The 16,704-nt window shown below is 63.7% G+C and carries 15 protein-coding genes; 8 read left to right on the top strand and 7 right to left on the bottom strand.

Annotation, left to right across the window (positions count from 1 at the left end; translation table 11 throughout):
* Positions 1-68: 68 nt before the first annotated feature.
* The 4 genes from VJ897_RS04895 to VJ897_RS04880 form a co-directional block, all read right to left on the bottom strand.
* Positions 69-236 (bottom strand): hypothetical protein, encoded by a 168-nt coding sequence (locus tag VJ897_RS04895; RefSeq protein ID WP_324053783.1) that lies wholly within the window; start codon positions 234-236, stop codon positions 69-71.
* A 52-nt stretch (positions 237-288) separates the two neighbouring features.
* Positions 289-1,698 (bottom strand): dihydropyrimidinase, encoded by a 1,410-nt coding sequence (gene hydA / locus VJ897_RS04890; protein WP_324053781.1) that lies wholly within the window; start codon positions 1,696-1,698, stop codon positions 289-291.
* Positions 1,699-1,709: 11 nt separating this feature from the next.
* Positions 1,710-2,498 (bottom strand): MurR/RpiR family transcriptional regulator, encoded by a 789-nt coding sequence (locus tag VJ897_RS04885; RefSeq protein WP_324053779.1) that lies wholly within the window; start codon positions 2,496-2,498, stop codon positions 1,710-1,712.
* Between the two features lie 300 nt (positions 2,499-2,798).
* A complete protein-coding gene (locus VJ897_RS04880) occupies positions 2,799-4,040 on the bottom strand; it encodes a cysteine desulfurase-like protein (protein WP_324053777.1) in 1,242 nt (413 codons plus the stop codon).
* Between the two features lie 524 nt (positions 4,041-4,564).
* Between VJ897_RS04880 and VJ897_RS04875 the strand changes: the two genes are divergently transcribed.
* The 7 genes from VJ897_RS04875 to VJ897_RS04840 all read left to right on the top strand — a co-directional run bounded on the left by VJ897_RS04875 (position 4,565) and on the right by VJ897_RS04840 (position 12,441).
* On the top strand, positions 4,565-5,386 hold the full coding sequence (locus VJ897_RS04875) for a substrate-binding periplasmic protein (protein WP_324053776.1): 822 nt from the start codon (positions 4,565-4,567) through the stop codon (positions 5,384-5,386).
* A gap of 111 nt (positions 5,387-5,497) precedes the next feature.
* The gene (locus tag VJ897_RS04870; protein ID WP_324053774.1) at positions 5,498-6,484 is read left to right on the top strand and encodes an amino acid ABC transporter permease; all 987 of its coding nucleotides are present in this window, start codon (positions 5,498-5,500) and stop codon (positions 6,482-6,484) included.
* Positions 6,469-7,236, top strand: coding sequence for an ATP-binding cassette domain-containing protein (locus VJ897_RS04865; protein WP_324053772.1), 768 nt, complete (start codon positions 6,469-6,471; stop codon positions 7,234-7,236). Before VJ897_RS04870 ends, VJ897_RS04865 begins: the two co-directional genes overlap by 16 nt.
* The gene (locus tag VJ897_RS04860; protein WP_324053770.1) at positions 7,233-8,177 is read left to right on the top strand and encodes an amino acid ABC transporter permease; all 945 of its coding nucleotides are present in this window, start codon (positions 7,233-7,235) and stop codon (positions 8,175-8,177) included. The genes VJ897_RS04865 and VJ897_RS04860 overlap by 4 nt, the downstream gene beginning before the upstream one ends.
* Positions 8,178-8,925: 748 nt before the next feature.
* A complete protein-coding gene (locus VJ897_RS04850; protein WP_324053768.1) occupies positions 8,926-9,399 on the top strand; it encodes an Lrp/AsnC family transcriptional regulator in 474 nt (157 codons plus the stop codon).
* Positions 9,400-9,529: 130 nt separating this feature from the next.
* Complete coding sequence (locus tag VJ897_RS04845) at positions 9,530-11,005, top strand: NAD-dependent succinate-semialdehyde dehydrogenase (protein WP_324053766.1); 1,476 nt, start codon at positions 9,530-9,532, stop codon at positions 11,003-11,005.
* 65 nt (positions 11,006-11,070) lie between these two features.
* Positions 11,071-12,441 (top strand): aspartate aminotransferase family protein, encoded by a 1,371-nt coding sequence (locus VJ897_RS04840; protein WP_324053765.1) that lies wholly within the window; start codon positions 11,071-11,073, stop codon positions 12,439-12,441.
* A gap of 12 nt (positions 12,442-12,453) precedes the next feature.
* On the opposite strand, the gene VJ897_RS04835 is transcribed toward VJ897_RS04840, so the two are convergent.
* From VJ897_RS04835 to VJ897_RS04825, 3 genes are all read right to left on the bottom strand, one after another.
* Complete coding sequence (locus VJ897_RS04835) at positions 12,454-14,202, bottom strand: glycosyl transferase family 90 (protein ID WP_324053763.1); 1,749 nt, start codon at positions 14,200-14,202, stop codon at positions 12,454-12,456.
* 393 nt (positions 14,203-14,595) lie between these two features.
* Positions 14,596-15,252, bottom strand: coding sequence for a sulfotransferase family 2 domain-containing protein (locus VJ897_RS04830; RefSeq protein WP_324053761.1), 657 nt, complete (start codon positions 15,250-15,252; stop codon positions 14,596-14,598).
* A 208-nt stretch (positions 15,253-15,460) separates the two neighbouring features.
* Positions 15,461-15,610 (bottom strand): hypothetical protein, encoded by a 150-nt coding sequence (locus VJ897_RS04825; protein ID WP_324053759.1) that lies wholly within the window; start codon positions 15,608-15,610, stop codon positions 15,461-15,463.
* A 57-nt stretch (positions 15,611-15,667) separates the two neighbouring features.
* Here VJ897_RS04825 and VJ897_RS04820 point away from each other — a divergent pair, with 57 nt between their 5' ends.
* On the top strand, positions 15,668-16,684 hold the full coding sequence (locus tag VJ897_RS04820) for a hypothetical protein (protein WP_324053757.1): 1,017 nt from the start codon (positions 15,668-15,670) through the stop codon (positions 16,682-16,684).
* Positions 16,685-16,704 lie beyond the last annotated feature (20 nt).

Raw genomic sequence — 16,704 nt, 5'->3', positions numbered from 1 at the left:
GTCTGAAACCTGCATCTGGCTGCGATCAATCTCGCGGTCGGTGGCAATGTCAGTCATGTCAGGTTCCCTTAACGATGCTCACGCTGGAGCTTCTTCTCCAGGTAGATGGAATAGCGGCTCATGCTGTAGCAGAAGATGAAGGCCTCGCAGAAGTCGTTGCCCTGTCGCTTCGCCGAGGCGGGGCGCCAGACGCTGCGGCCCGAATGCGCCAGAAGACGATATGGGACGCGGCGCACGGCCTGCAGAGCGCCCGGCGCGTCGTCAACCTTTCAGGTCTGGACAGTCGCATCATGGCACCCTTGCTGATCCGGTCTTCGCCCGGTCCCTTGGCACTTCGGACCCTGCACCATGAACCGTCATCGTCGCGCCCTCGACCACCGGGACGCCGCGCAAGATGACGGTTTCGGGCCAGCCGGTCACCTCGAACCCTTCGTAAGGGCTGTAATCGGCCGCATCGTGCAGCCCGGCGTGGCGGATCGTCCTGCAAATCTGCGGATCCCAGATGGTTATGTCAGCATCAGAGCCGACGGCGATGGTGCCTTTCCGTGGATACATGTCATAGGTGCGGGCATGGTTCGTCGAAGTCAGCGCCACGAACCGTGTCAGGTCGATGCGTCCCTTCATGACGCCCTCGGAAAACAGGATGGGCAAGCGTGTTTCGATCCCGGGTATTCCGTTCGGGATGTGCCGGAAGCTGCGCCGCCCGGCGGGATTGAGTTTGCCGTGATCGTCCTCGTAGCGGAAGGGGCAATGGTCGGATGAGAAGAGATCGAACAGGCCGGTCTGAATGCCGCGCCAGCAATTCTGCTGCTCCTGCGTGTCGCGTGGAGGAGGAGAGCATACGAACTTGGCCCCTTCCCAGTTGTCCCGTGAAAGGTCGTCGGCCTCGAGCACAAGATACTGGGGGCAGGTTTCTGCGGTGATGTTGACCCCACGTGAGCGGGCGCGGGCGATTTCGTCGATTGAGGCACCGTTGGAGACGTGGACGATCACGATGGGAACGTCGACGACCTCGGCAAGTGTAAGCGCGCGGTGCGTTGCCTCCCGTTCGGCGGCCACCGGCCGCGTGGTGGCGTGGGCGCGTGGCTCAACGTTTCCTGCGTCTGCCGCGCGGTCCGCGAGGAACGCGATGACATCCTCGTTCTCGCAATGCACCATGACCTTTGCGCCATGACGCCTTGCCACGTCCATCGTGGCGAGGATGCCTGCATCGTCCATGCGCATGGCTTCATATGTCATGAAGACCTTTACCGACCGCTGGCCTTCCTCGATCAAGGCCGGCAGTTCCTGGCCGAGCACCTGTGGCGTCGGATCGGTGACGATCATGTGAAAGCCGAAGTCGACATGCGAGCCTTCGGCCTTTTTCCGGTAGTCGCGGAACGCGGCAGCGAGCGACTGCCCGCGTTCCTGCAAGCAGAAGGGCATTACCGTCGTGTTTCCGCCGAACGCCGCGGCTCGCGTGGCGCTGTTGAAATCGTCGGCCATAACGACGCCTGGTCCGGACGGCTGAGCGATATGGACGTGGCTGTCGATGCCGCCGGGCAGGACATACCGCCCCGCCGCGTCGATCACGCGCCTCGCGTCGCCCATGTCGCCGCCGATCTGCGCGATCCGGCCGTCGCGGATACCGATATCCGCCTCGAAAACGTCCGCAGCGGTTGCGACTGTCCCGTTGGCGATAACGAGGTCGTAGGACATTCAAATTCCTTTCAGGCGTTGATCAGGTCGAGGTCGAGATCGCCTCGGTCCCGGCACCGATAGGCCAGCCCGATCGCCAGCGTCTGGACGAGGCTCATCACACCGGTGAGCGAGCGAAAGCCATGCAGCTCGGCGTCGTCCACGGTGAGCACTTCTGCCGCACCCTCCGTGATCGGGCTTACGGGTGAATCCGTGATGGCGATCACCTCGTGGCCGGCAGCCCGCGCTAAAGCAGTCGCGTCGATTGTGGCCTGCGCATATGGGGGGAAGCTGAAAGAGATCAGAAGGTCACCCGACTGCATGACGGCGACCTGATCCGAGACAAGGCTGCCCATGCCGGTGATCTGGATCGCCTGCACCCGGGCCCGACGCAGTGCGTATGCAAAGTACGACGCGACCGGGAACGATCGGTCCAGTCCGATCAGGTGCACGGTTCTGGCCGCCGTGATCCGGTCGATGGCCGCATCGAGCGGGAGCTCGTCCAGACGGCCACCCAGATGCGCGAGGGTTGCACTGTTCGCCCGGCAGAACGATTGTCCTATCGCGCGCATGTCGGCGGGGTCGTGAACGACCTCGTCACCCTGGCTGTGGGAAATCCTCTCCGATAGCGACACCGGATAGACCTCGTGCAGTGGCGCGCGGAACAGCTTCTGCATGTCCGAAAAACCCACGAACCCCATGGCCTTTGCCAGTCGGACGAAAATGGATGGCGTGAACTTTGATTTGCGGGTCATCACCGACAGGGTTTCCAGTGCGACAATGCGCTGGTTGTCGAGCACCCAGGCGCCGGCCTCCAGCATCCGGTTCGTGAAAAGGTGCCGTTCGTTCAGGAGGCGCGCACGGAACGCATCAACACTTTGCGGTTTTTCGGTCTTGTCGGGATCTGTACGCGTGTCAGACATCGGCCCGCGCTCCTGAGCGTAAAGTGAGGGTAAACATGACTTGAAGGTGCCGCCGTTTCAATGGACAAGGATATAGGGGCAGGGTTATCCGACTGTTGTCGTCGATGCGCGCGGGAACTGCCCGTCCGGCTTGCCCTCTGCTTTTCCCCCTCCTTGTCAGTGAATACGATGCAGGCAGCCGCTGTCGTGAAGCTCTCGTTAAGCTGCTTTTTCCCGCAGGCTTTCGAACTGCTCGATGAGCCGGTCCATTTCCTCGATCGAGTTGTAATGCACCGCTGACACCCGGATGACGCCGTCCGGATCGCCGAGGTCGAGCGCCTGAACCAGGCGCTTTGAATGGAAATCGCCGAAGCGAATGCCGATCCCGGAAGTGTCCACCGATTCCACGGTCTCGCGCGAGGACTGACCCGCGATCACAAAGGATATCGTCGGCACCCGCGCGTCGCGATCGGACGAGGGGTCGCCAACAATCGTCACGTCTTCGCGGCTGCGCAGATAGGCCAGCAGCCGCTCGGACAGTTCGGCCTCGTAATCGGCGATCATGTCGAAGGCGGCCTCTACGGCGGCGCGGCCCTTGGCGTTGATGCCGTGGGCGGCAGCAAGGCCTTCCAGGTATTCGATCACGCCGACGCAGGAATGGGCGAGTTCATAGTTGGGGTTGCCCGGCTCCAGCTTGTTGGGGACCCGGTCCTCGCCATAGAAGTAGTGATTGATGTTGCCGGCCTTGTGACGCAGCAGATCGAACTTCCCGTAGAGCGCGGCATGGTGCGGCCCGTAGGTCTTGTAGACAGAGAAGCCGTAGAAATCGGCATCTAGCGCCTTGACGTCGATGGCGCGGTGGGGGGCAAAGGCCACCCCGTCGACGCAGACCATCGCGCCGTGATCGTGAACCAGATCGGCGATGGCGCGCACATCGTTGATGCTGCCGAAGATGTTCGAGCAATGGGTCATGGCAACCAGACGTGTCCGGGGCCCCAGAAGCGGCGCCAGACTATCTGGTCCAGGCTTGTGCTCGCCCTCGGGCAGTTCCCAAGTTTTCACCACGATTCCACGCTGCTCCAGGAGTCGCCACGGTCCGATGTTCGCTTCATGATCGAAGTTCGAGACGATGATCTCGTCGCCCGGCTCCCAGTGCTGCACCAGCGCTTGTGCGAGCTGGCCGAACAGCTGCGTTGCCGTTGCGCCCATCACGACCTCCTCGGCGCGATCGGCGTTCAGCAACCTGGCCAGCGCTGCCCGGCCTTCAGCCACCTTCCTGGCGGCGCTGACCGACGCGCCGTAGGTCGCGCCGAGCTGAACGTTCGCGGACAACATGAAATCGTTGATCCGGTCGATGACCGGTTTGGCGACCTGAGAGCCCCCGGCATTGTCGAGGAATACGACATCGTCGGTCAGGGCCGGGAATTGCCGGCGGACATAATTGAGGTCGAGTTGGGACATGGGCGCCTCCTCCAACTTTGTTCAAACCCAAGATGAAACAAAATTTTTGGTCAGGTCAATCTTAAAAAAAACTTTTCATTCTGTCGGGAACCGTGCAACCGTTCCATCGGCGGGCACCGGGAATCGACCGGTGCCTGGCCAAACAGGGGGTTGCGCGAGCCCTGCGGGGTTTGTGCACAAATGAGGGAAGTCTGGTGAAACAGATTGGCACATGGCTGATGATGCGGCTTGCACGATCAATGCCGGCCTGCCGAAAGCCTGATGACAGCAAGCCTGTCAAAAGGGGGCGGGTCGCCGTGGACAGGCTTGCTGGCCTCAGGGGCCGTGGATCACAAGTTGGCGGTGCCGACATCATCAACCGCCCGATGTGGCGTGGCATCCTTTGCCCGTTGACCATCATGGGGCGGTTGGCAGCTATCATCCGGCAGCGAAAACGACAGTCGCCGGGCAAAAACGTAACCCAGGTTTCGTTCGGAAGTTTCAGTTCCCCCGCACTTCACCCAATCCATGCCTAGGAGGCACATATGTTCAAACGACTTCTAAAAAACGCTCCCGTGATGGGTGCAGCCGTACTTTTCACGGCATTCTCCGTCGGTACCGCTCAGGCGCAGGACGCCGACCGCCCGGTTGTACGCGTTGCCAGCAACGTCAACATCCCGCTGCGCATTTTCCGGGCGGGTGACGAGATCCGGGGTTACGAATACGAGGTTTACAAGGAGGCGCTTGAACGTGCCGGCTACGAGGTTGAAGTCACCGATGTCGCGTTCAGCGGACTGTTCTCGGGTCTGCAAGCCGAACAGTGGGACGTCGTCGCTTCCAACGTGTTCATCACCCCGGAACGTCATGCCGAAATGGACCACAGCGAGCCCTATCTCGCCGCCTTCGATGCGTTGATGGTTCGAGAGGATGATAACATCCAGAGCCTTGCCGATCTCGAGGGCAGTGTCGTCGGCACTGAGACCGGCACCACCCAGGCCGCTTACGCGGAGGCGCTCAATGAGGCGCACGGACCCTTCGAGATCCGGGCCTACGAAGACATCGAGACCCAGTTGCTGGATCTTGAAGTTGGTCGGATCGATGGGCTTACACTCGGCTACCCGACCGCCCGGGTATACATCGAGGAGCGCGGTCTTTTCGAGGTGATCGACAATAGCAACGCGAGCTTCATGATCGGCGCCTTCTTCCGCAAGGACGATCCGCTCCGCGACGAGTTCGACGAGGCACTTCGCACGATGAAGGAAGACGGAACGACCGCAGAGCTGTTCGAGGAGTATTTCGGCGACGCTCCGGAAGACGACTCTCCCGTCGTGCGCGCGTTCGACGAGCCGTACGTTCCTTCGGAGTGATTTCGCGCGCTTCCTGGCGCTTGAGCGACTTCAGCGCCCGCATGACGGCCGTAACACGCCAACGTGCGGGCGCACCACGCTGCACCACAACATTCAGGCCAGATGCTCAGCATGACCGACCTTCGAACGACTATTGACGACTGGCGCAAGCGCTGGGCTTACCAGCCCTGGTTCCGCCGCTACGAGTGGCTGGCAATCGGGTTCTTCGCCTGGATCGCCGTAGCGCTCCTGTTCCTGCCACCGTTCGGCAAGCCGGCTCCGCTCGCTGCAGCAGGCGTGATAGTCTGGTACCTGTTGGGCTTCGCGATGGCGGGTGTCTTGCTGAGCGACCGTGAAAAGCCGATCCTCCTCAAGCGTGCGACGAGCCTGAGTGTGATCGTTCTGTTCTTCTGGTTGTTCTATCGCTACAGCGGCACGCGCTGGGATCGTGTGCAGGAACAGTTTTTCGACTTTTCGCGCATGGATGGCGTTTGGGAGCTATATGCCCAGGGCCTGCTTGTGACCCTTCAAGTATCAATCGTTGCCGCGTTTCTGTCGATCGTATTTGGCCTGACATTCGGGATTCTACGTACGCTCGGCAATCCGGTCCTCGATCTGTTCCTGGGGTTGCACGTCGACATATTTCGCGCCTTGCCACTGATTGTCAGCATGGTCCTGATTTTTTACGCCTTGCCCTTCCTGGGAATTCGGTTGCCTGCTTTTTGGGCCGCGGTGCTGGCCCTGGTGCTGATGAACAGTGCTTACCAGACCGAGATCTTTCGCGCAGGCATCGAGAGCGTCCCGCGTGGTCAGGTAGACGCGGCGCGCTCGCTGGGCTTGGGACCGGTCGCGACCTTGCGTCATGTCGTGCTGCCGCAGGCATTCAAGATCGTTATCCCCCCGCTGACCAACAACCTGGTCAGCCTCGTAAAGGATACAGCCGTCGCCTACGTCATCACCGTGCCGGAGCTGCTCACCAACGCACAGCAGGCAGTCACCTGGAAACGGACACCCACACCGCTCGTGATGTCGATGTTCGTTTACCTTGCCACGCTGATCCCGCTTATCCACCTGACACGTCGCCTGGAGCGTCGCATGGATGCATGGAATACCCGATGAACGCCCAATCAAAAGACACGTCCGTGCCGATGATCGAAGCGCGCGGCATCCACAAGTACTTTGGCGGCATGCATGTCCTGCGCGGCATTGACGCCAGCATTGCCCATGGCGAGGTTGCCGCGCTCATGGGGAGCTCAGGAAGCGGGAAGAGCACGTTCCTGCGGTGTCTGAACCGGATCGAGGAGCCCAGCGACGGCGAAGTGCTGATCGACGGAAGCAGCATAACAAACTTGCGAACCGACGTGAATCGCATCCGTGCCGAGATCGGTATGGTCTTCCAAGATTACAACCTGTTCCCACATATGACAGCTCTTGAAAATGTCGCGCTCGGACCGATCCATGTTCGCCGGCTCGAGCGGAGCGAAGCCCAAGACGTTGCGGCCACTTCGCTCGAAAAGGTTGGCCTTGCTGATCACACCGCCAAGTACCCGCAACAGCTGTCCGGCGGGCAGCAACAGCGTGTCGCAATTGCACGGTCATTGGCGATGCAACCGAAGGCGATCCTGTTCGACGAACCCACCTCGGCGCTTGACCCCGAAATGGTGAACGAGGTTCTGGACGTGATGCGGACCCTCGCTGCGGAGGGGATGACAATGGTCGTCATAAGTCATGAGATCGGCTTTCTGCGCAAGGCAGCCGATCAACTGATCATGATTGACGCCGGCGTGGTCGTCGAACGGGGGCCGACCGCGCGCGTACTCGAAGATCCCGAGCATGAACGTACCCGAGAATTCTTGAAGGCACTCAGATGACTTACTCGCTGACAAAGTCCCGGCCGATCCCGCTCGCATTGATGTTTCTGGTCGGCCTCGTCTACTTGTTTGCGGCCCCTGCGACGGCTGGCGCTGGCGTGGTGTTGGATGTCGTCGCGACGGTCGCCGTTTTCGCCGTCTTTCTTTTCCTCTTCGTCCCCGTCCAGATGGATAACGGCGTGCCCCTCTGGGTGCAGAACATCTCGGCTCTGGCGCTGCTGGTGCTTCTGACGGCCACCTTTTTCCGCTGGGCTGACGGCGACTGGGGGCGCCTGGGCTACTTGTTCTTCAATGTCGAAGTGATGAGCCGCCCTGGCGCGATGGCCCGGATGCTGAGCGGCCTCTGGATCGCCATTCAGGTGTTCCTGTTCTCTCTGGTGTTGGCCACGCTGTTGGGCATGTTCATGGCGATCGTGCGAAGTATCGTGAACGATGCATTGCTCAATTTCTTCATCGACAGGTACGTTGATATCTTCCGCGCCGTGCCGCCGATCGTGCTGCTTCTGGTCACCTATTCGGCGCTGCCTTACTCGGGGATCGTGCTCTCGCCGTTCGCGACCGGTGTGGTGGCGCTCACTCTGATCGAGGCAGCTTACCTCACCGAGGTGTTCCGGTCCGGCATCGAGGCGATCCATCGCAACCAGGTGCAAAGCGCTCGCAGTATCGGGCTGACTGCGTGGCAGGCAATGCGCTTGGTGGTGCTTCCGCAATCGGTTCGGATCGTGCTGCCAGACTATTCCAACCGCCTGATCGGCTTGATGAAGCGAACGGCGGAAACCTCGGTCATCGCGATTGCCGAAATCCTCAAGGTTGCCCAGGATCTGCAGTCGCAGTTCGTGAATGCCACTCCGTTGGTGGTGGGCGCACTGCTTTACATGGTGGTCTTGTTCCCGATGACGCGGATCGTCTCACGGATTGAGAAGAGCCGGTCGCGCTCCTGAGTCGTGCCAGGTGCGGCCGGCGTGCATGAACCGACCGAAGCCCGCATCAATCGTGACTGTTTCGTCTGGCGCGCGGATCGGTCCAGCAATGCGGTTCTGACCCGTCCGGGGTTTTCCGGAGGCTCCAGATCGACGAAGGATTGGAGTCATGGAAAAGGACAACAGGGCGAACCGCTATTCTAATCAGACACGCGCGAGGGCCGTGGGGATGGTGCTCGACAATCTGGGCAACCACGAGAGCCCGCCGGCCGCGATCAGGGCGATTGCGCCGAAGATCGGCTGCGGTCGTGACCTGTTTCCCATAGAGTCCGCGGTTCTTAATTCGCTCTGTTCGGTTTCTGGTCCTCGACTGACCCTTGGTGATACTCCCACGGGTTCTCGATCATATTAGGGGAGAGGCGGAGCGACGGCAGGCGCAAGATCGCAGGGCCGTGCAATCCTTCGGCGCCGGAGCCGCACCTGAACGGCGTCTTACAGGGCCGAAGCCGTGCACCACGCAGCGCAACGCATGATGGGTTCAAGGGCAAAAACGTCAGATTGTTGCGCATTGCGTTGCACGAAGTGTCTAGGCCACCGAGTTATATCACTCTACTTTCCGTCCTCGGGTGCAATTCAGCAAATTGCGGCATCGTCGGGCCGTCGTGTGCTTGGGGCTTAGGTTGGCTCGTTGTGGCAGGTTGAGTGACAGGTTGACAAAAATGCCGGGGCGGGCAGGTTGTCGGTTCATCTCAACCCGGGAAATTGCATCTTGTCCTCTTCGCCGAAACTCGATGGTTACGACCGGGCGATCCTGCGCCAGCTGCAGCGCGAGGGCCGCATGACCAAGGTCGCTCTGGCCGAGGCGGTAAACCTCTCGCCCACGCCGGCGCACGACCGTATGAAAAAGCTCGAGAAGGCCGGTCTCATCATCGGCTATCGCGCCGATGTCGATCTTCGCCGCATCGCGCCGATGACCGAGGTCCTGGTCCAGGTGACTCTGTCAAACCACCGGGCCGAGGATTTTCGCCGCTTCGAGGCCGCGCTGGAGGACCGCCCCGAGATCTGCACCTGCTGGGCGCTGGGCGGCGGAGTGGACTACATGCTGCGCCTCGTGGTGGCGGACGTGGACGCCTACCAGCGGCTGATGGACGCCCTGCTGGACGACGGCGTCGGGATCGACCGCTATTTCGGCTACATCGTCACGAAACCCGTGATCGACCGGCCCGCACGCATCCCTGACTGATCCGGGACATCGTCTGGAAACCGGCGCTTGTCCCGGCAGATCTTCGGATCCGGGCGCCGAACTCGGACGGTTTCTCTTGCCCGGACAGGCTAGAATGCCGGCAATCCGAAGTTCTGCCAAGGAGTGTGTCATGCCCGACGATTTCCGTTTTGCCTCGCCGCAGTTGACCGATCCCCGGCTGCTGCGATCCTTTTCCTACGTGTACGGCAAGTGGGTCGCCGCCGAGGACCGCGCGACCAGGTCCGTCACCGATCCCGCCAGCGGCGAGACCCTTGGTCATGTCGCCGCCCTTTCAGGGAGCGAGGCGAGGGCGGCCGTCGATGCGGCCCAGTCCGCCTTTGCCGGATGGTCCATGACCCTGCCGCAGGACCGCGCCGTGATCCTGCGCCGCTGGTTCGACCTGATGATCGAGAACCGCGAGGACCTGGCCCGCATCATGGTGGCCGAGCAGGGCAAGCCGCTGTCCGAGGCGCGCGGCGAAATCGACTATGCAGCGTCCTTCGTCGAATACTACGCCGAGGAAACCAAGCGACCCAACGTCGAGGGCGTCACCAGCCACCTGCCGGATGCCGAGGTGGAACTCTGGCTGGAACCCGTGGGCGTGGCCGCGCTGATCACGCCGTGGAACTTTCCTTCGGCCATGCTGACGCGCAAAGCCGCGGCGGCGCTGGCTGCGGGCTGCACCGTCGTGGCCCATCCCAGTGTCGAGACCCCGTTTTCCGCACTGGCTCTGGCGGAACTGGCCGAACGGGCAGGGCTTCCGGCCGGGGCGTTCAACGTGGTCACGGGCGACGCGCCCGAGATCGTCGAACCCTGGACGCAGGATGCCCGCGTGCGGGCGCTGTCCTTCACCGGCTCGACGCAGGTGGGGCGGCTTCTCTATCGCCAATCCGCCGAGACGGTGAAGAAACTGGTGCTGGAGCTGGGCGGCCATGCGCCGGTGATCGTCTTCAAGGGCTGTGACCTGGACGAGGCCGTGGCCGAGAGCATCAAGGCGAAATTCGCCACTTCGGGCCAAGACTGCCTGGGCGCGAACCGCATCTACGTGGAACGGCCCGTCTATGACGCCTTCTGCGACAAGTTCACGCAGGCCACAAAGGCGCTGAGCGTCGGTCGCGGCATGGATGATCCCGATATCGGGCCACTGATGAACGAAGGCGCGGTGCAAAAGCAGGAGGAGCAGGTCGCCGACGCCATCGAAAAGGGCGCGACACTGGCCTGTGGCGGCGCCCGGCTGGATCTTGGCCCGCTCTTCTATGCGCCCACGGTGCTGACCGATGTGCCCGAGGCGGCGGCGATCATGTCCGAGGAGACCTTCGGGCCGGTCGCGGCGATCGCGCCCTTCGACACGGAAGAAGAAGCCGTCACCCGCGCCAACGACACCGAATACGGGCTGGTCGCCTATCTGCACAGCGACGATCCCCGCCGGATCTACCGCGTCAGCCGGGCGCTGCAGTTCGGCATGGTCGCTGTCAACCGCACCAAGGTCACCGGCGCGCCGATCCCCTTCGGAGGGACCAAGCAATCCGGTCTTGGCCGCGAGGGCGCGCGCCGCGGCATGGAAGAGTTCATGGAATTGAAATACGTCTGCCGTGACTGGGCGTGACGACAGCGAAAACGGGCAAGGAAATTCCAGAATTTCCTTCACCCCCGGCAAGCGAAAGGACGAAAATGCTGAAGAACGACATGCTTGAACAGTGGGATCGGGACAACTTTTTCCATCCCTCGACCCATCTGGCCGGCTTCGCGCGCGGCGAGGCGCCCCAGCGCGTCATCACCGGCGGGCAGGGGTGCCATATCGAGGATCGCGAGGGCAACAGGCTGCTCGATGCCTTCGCCGGGCTCTATTGCGTCAACGTGGGCTACGGTCGCCCCGAGATCGCCGAGGCCATCGCCGAACAGGCCCGAGAACTGGCCTATTACCATGCCTACGTGGGCCATGGTACTGAGGCCTCGATCACCCTGGCCAAGATGATCCTCGACCGGGCGCCCGCGAACATGTCAAAGGTCTATTTCGGCCTGGGCGGATCGGACGCGAACGAGACCAACATCAAGCTGCTTTGGTACTACAACAACATCCTGGGCCGCCCGGAAAAGAAGAAGATCATCAGCCGCTGGCGTGGCTACCACGGGTCGGGGCTGATGACCGGGTCACTGACCGGGCTGGACCTGTTTCACCGCAAGTTCGACCTGCCACTGGCCCAGGTCATCCACACCGAGGCGCCCTACTACCTGCGCCGTCCCAATCCCGACATGAGCGAAGAGGCCTTCAGCGCCTGGTGCGCCGCCGAGCTGGAGGCGCTGATCGACCGCGAGGGCGCGGATACCATCGGCGCTTTCATCGCCGAACCGCTGTTGGGCACCGGTGGCATCGTGCCCCCGCCCGCCGGTTACTGGGAAGCGATCCAGCCCGTTCTGAAAAAGCATGACATCCTGCTGATCGCCGACGAGGTCGTGACGGGCTTCGGGCGGTTGGGCACCATGTTCGGCTCCACACATTACGGGATCGAGCCGGACATCATCACCATCGCCAAAGGACTGACGAGCGCCTACGCGCCGCTGTCGGGGTCCATCGTGGGCGACAAGGTCTGGCGGGTGCTCGAACAGGGCACGGACGAAAACGGCCCCATCGGCCATGGCTGGACCTATTCGGCGCATCCGATCGGGGCGGCCGCCGGTGTCGCCAACCTGAAGCTGATCGACGAGTTGAACCTGGTGCAGAACGCAGGCGAGACCGGCGCCTATCTCAACCGCGTCATGACCGAGGCGCTGGGCGATCATGCCAACCTTGGCGAGGTGCGCGGCGCGGGGATGCTCTGTGCCGTGGAACTTATGAAGGACCCCGGCAGCCAGACCTTCTTCGACCCGGCCGACAAGGTCGGGGCGGGAATCGTGGGCGCGCTGCTGGAACAGGGGGTGATCGCCCGGGCCATGCCGCAGGGCGATATCCTTGGCTTTGCACCGCCGCTCTGCCTGACCCGGGCCGAGGCCGACGAGATCGCGGACAAGACCGCCAGGGCCGTTGCCAAGGTTCTCGGCTGATCCGGTCGGAATTCACGGGGGCGCCCGGCGCGCCCCCAGCACCTCCAGAACCGCGGCCATCCAGGCGCGCCGGTTTTCGGGGGCGGCGAATTTCGCCACCAACGCGCGCGAGGCCGCGGCGATTTCCTTGCAGTGCCCGGGGTGCGACCGCGCCCAGTCCAGACGGTCTTCGATGTCGTCGCCGCCAGGGGCCAGTGGAATGTAGTGCTCCCACGGGCGGAAGGCGGCCGTATAGAACAGCTCCCACTCGTCCTCTTCCTTGAGCACGACGGCGTTCGAGGCCGCGGCCGAGAGGAAATTCGATCCCGTGTCATTCCCCGACAGCGACAGCACGTAGCGACCCTGCTGCACCCAGGTGTCCGGGACGCGCCGGGTCACGAGATGTGCAAGCATCCGGTCCTCGCCCGCCTTTTCATGCTTGGGCGGCAGGACGAAGCCCATCTCGAAGCCGGGCCGTCCGTGCAGGCGCGAGACCACGCGATACCGCGTCACCGCTGACAGGGCCTGGCCGATCTGCTGGCGCATGGCGTCATCCGGCCCCTGCGCCAGTTCCCGAAGGTAGTGATGCGCCATCCGGCGCTGGCCCAGCCCCGGGGCCAGATGCGGCAAGGGCTTGCCGGTCAGGTTGCCGAACCACAGGCAGAGGTCCGGCTTGTCCTCGAAGGCAACCTCGTCGGCGGCAAAGGCCCCTGGCCGCCCCTCGGGCGCCAGGTCGTGATAGCCGGGCAGGGGCCACAGCACCAGGTTCGCCGCCCCGGGGCGGCGGTTGTAGACCAGGGTGCGCTGCGCGGGCACGGGCCGGCCGCCGGTGCCCGCCTCGCGCGCGTCCTGCATGTCGATTGTCAGGGGCGGATGCGCGCCCAGCTCTAGCAATCCGTTCACGACCGCCTGCACCCGGTCGCGCGCCTGGTCGGATCGTTCCGCCAGGTAGGGCCCGTCGCCCGAGCGCAACAGGGGCAGCGGATGGCCGAGCTTGGCCTCTATGGTTCCGTCCGGCGTCCAGAAGGCGGCGGCCGGGCTTAGCGCGCCGTTGTCGCCGGCCTCGGCGGCCGTGCCAAGGCAATGCGCCGCCACCGCGTCGACGAAGCCGCTGTCGGGCCGGCCCGGCCGGTGGCGTGGACGCCGGGCGCGGGTGTGCAGGTCCTCGGCAAGGGCATCGATCTGGACCACGTTCCTGGCCGCACTCTCGACGCCGCGGTCGGCTGGCAGTTCGCCCAGTCGCACCCAGGGCGCGGCCCAGTTCACCAGTTTCGCGTCCGGATCGTGGCTCAGGTCGAAATGCAGAAACCGGGGGTTGCCTTCGAAATGCCGCAGCACCCGCAGCTTGTGCGCCGCCCGATCCTTGAGCCAGATCTGCGGCAGATCGCGCCGATGACACCCCTCGTGCCGCGCCTCGCAGTCGGCAAAGCGCCCCTCGCGTTGAAAGAATCGGCTGGCGATCCAGTCGGCCGGGTCTCGATCGTTGTAGATGAACAGGGCATCGGGAAACTGAGTCTCGAGGAAGGCGAAATGGCGAAAGGCCTCGACCTTCGGCAGATGCGGCTTGTTCCAGCGTTGCAGCCCGGAAATGCCGACCAGTCGCGGCCAGCGTTCCAGAGGGCGGGTGCCCGCCGCCGCGTGCCAGGCGATATCCGCGGCAAGCTCACCCGTGCGGTCATGCCGCCAGCGCACCCCCGCCGCCTGAAAGGCATCCCGGAACCAAGCCCCGCCGCAGCGATTGAACCCGATCAGGAAGATGCGCGAAACCGGCGCCTCGATCATGAACTGCCTGCCCTCTGCTTGCCCTGACCATGTTTCTAGCCAGCGCGTACGGAAATGTCAGGGCCGGAAGGGGGCGATTTGTGGTCATGGCCCGTCGCGCGGCGCGGCCAATCCTTGAGCCTGCCGAACAGGATCCGCGCTGCCCGCGGTAATAGAGCGCCATCTGTGGTCCGCAGGCTTGCAGAGTGTTTCCCCAGCGCAAACCCCTGCGGTTGCCGGGTATTATCCCACGCGTTGCCCGTTTGCCTCCGCCTCGTTCGTCAAGCTGTGAAGCGCAGCAGGCGGTGTCGGTGAATGCACCCGGACCCTTTGGCTCAAGAACACCTCCTGTCCCGGGTCCGCGCACTGGCCTCCAGTCTCAAGCCCCGGCGTTGGGGGAAACATGGGGCCGCCTCAGGCGCTGTCGTCGAAGCCGTAGCCGAAGCGCGCGATATCCTCGGCGCAGAGTTCGGCCAGGTAGGCAGCGTCATCATCGGTATAATACCTGCGCCAATCCGGTTCCCGGTCCGATGCGTTGCTATGGGGCATCACCGGTTCGAACCCCAGATGCGCCCGCAGCGGCGCGGCGTCCTCGGCCCAGTGTTCCAGCCGGATGTAGAGATTGCAGTGCTCCTGACCGGCGCCATCGGTCATGTAGTGGCGGTAGGGGCTGGACCGGATCGCGTGCTCGGTCGCCTCGTGGTGCAGGAACAGTGAAAAGGGCAGGGCCCGGGCCAGCGCCACCTGCGGGTGGTCGAACTCCTGGTTTTGCAGCCAGTGGTAATAGCTGACCATCCGATCCCAGGGATTGCGGACAAGGGCAAAGGTGAACAGCTCCGCCATCTCGGCCCGCGTGATGAGGCCCTCGGCCTCGGCCAGCGTCGAGTGCTTCCAGAGCCGCCCGGCGGTTTCGACTCCCTTGAGCCGCTTGCGCCTCCGTCGCGCCTTGGGGGTGTCGCCCACCAGCACGTCATCGGCCATGGCACGGTCTTCCAGCGCCAGCGCCATGGAGGTGCCGCCGGTCTTGGGGATATGCACGAAGATGTAGCGGCGCCCGCGTGACACGATCATGGCGGCAACCTAGGGGCTTTGGCGGTGGCTGGGAACGGGTTTTCGCAGGTCCCGAAGGTCCGTCGCGGAGAACCGCGAGGCGAGGCGCCCCTCGCCGCAGCGCAGGGTGGCAGGCCGCATGCGGCGCGCGGCTTTGCCGCTTGGTGCCCACACCGGGCTGCAAACGGGGCGGATGATCCGGTGCAATTATAAGGATGAAGCAGGACCATCATCGCTGCAAGCCGGCGGGCCCGGTCGCTTTGCCCGCCAAGGGCTGGCCGATTTCATTTTGCTGAAGAAGATGGTCTTTGGGCACCTTGCCAAGACCTCGATCGGGCAGATCGGGAAGTTCGGGCGGCGCAGGCAGTTCAAGTAGCATCCGGATGCGATCTGTCCTATTCTGTGCCGCGACAAGGCGGCAGGGCAGGCCCCTCAGATGACGGCACTCAAGGAATTCGCACGGCTGGAGAGCGAAGGTCTCTGGCGCGCCGATCCTCAGGATCAGCGGCGCGAGGTGATCCTGACCTTTGGCGATGCCACCCTCGTGATCACCGACAGCGCCGGGCGGGCGCTGACCCATTGGTCGCTGGCCGCCATCGAGCGGATCAATCCCGGCGAGCGTCCGGCGTTATTCACGCCGGACCCCGAAGGTTTCGAGACACTCGAGATTGCCGATGCGCTGATGATCGATGCCATCGAAAAGGTGCGAAAGACGATCCAGCGCGCCCGGCCGCATCCGGGGCGGCTGCGCAACCTGGTGCTTGGGGCCGTGGCGCTGGTGCTGGCGGCGGCTGCGGTGTTCTGGCTGCCCGGTGCGCTGGTGCGCCAGGCGCAATCGGTCGTGCCCCCGGTCAAGCGGGCCGAGATCGGCGCCGGGCTGCTGGGGCATATCCAGCGGCTTACCGGCCCAAGCTGCCGCACGCCGCTGGGCACGGCCGCCCTGGCGCGCCTGCACGAGAGGGTGCTGGGTCCCGGGGCGGGGGGCCAGATCGTCATCGTGCCCGACGGCCCCGACCGCACGCTCTACCTGCCCGGAGGGTTGATCGTCATGCCCCGCGACCTGGTCGAGGATACCGAGGACCCCGCGGTGGTGGCCGGTCATGTGCTGGCCGCGCTGGGCCGGGGACAGGCCGAGGACCCGCTGGTCGGCGTGCTGGAACATGCCGGGCTGCGTGCCACCGTGCACTTGCTGACCACCGGCGATCTGCCGCCCGAGGCGCTGCGCGCATATGCCGAAGCCCTGCTCACGCGCCCGCCCGCCCCCCTGCCAACGGACCGGCTCATCGCGCTCTTCGATGCCGCACAGGTGCCCAGCACGCCCTTTGCCTATGCCCGCGACATCACCGGTGAAAGCACGTTGCCCCTGATCGAGGCCGACCCCATGGCAGGCCGGACGGGGCCGTTGCTCTTGTCGGATGGGGACTGGATCAGCATCCAGGGCATCTGCAACTGACGCGCAGGCGGCGCCTGCCG

This window comes from Salibaculum sp. (assembly GCF_035270045.1).
Lineage (GTDB): Bacteria > Pseudomonadota > Alphaproteobacteria > Rhodobacterales > Rhodobacteraceae > Salibaculum.
The sequence above is the reverse complement of the archived record's forward strand: the minus strand, read 5'-3'. Positions and strand labels throughout refer to the sequence as shown.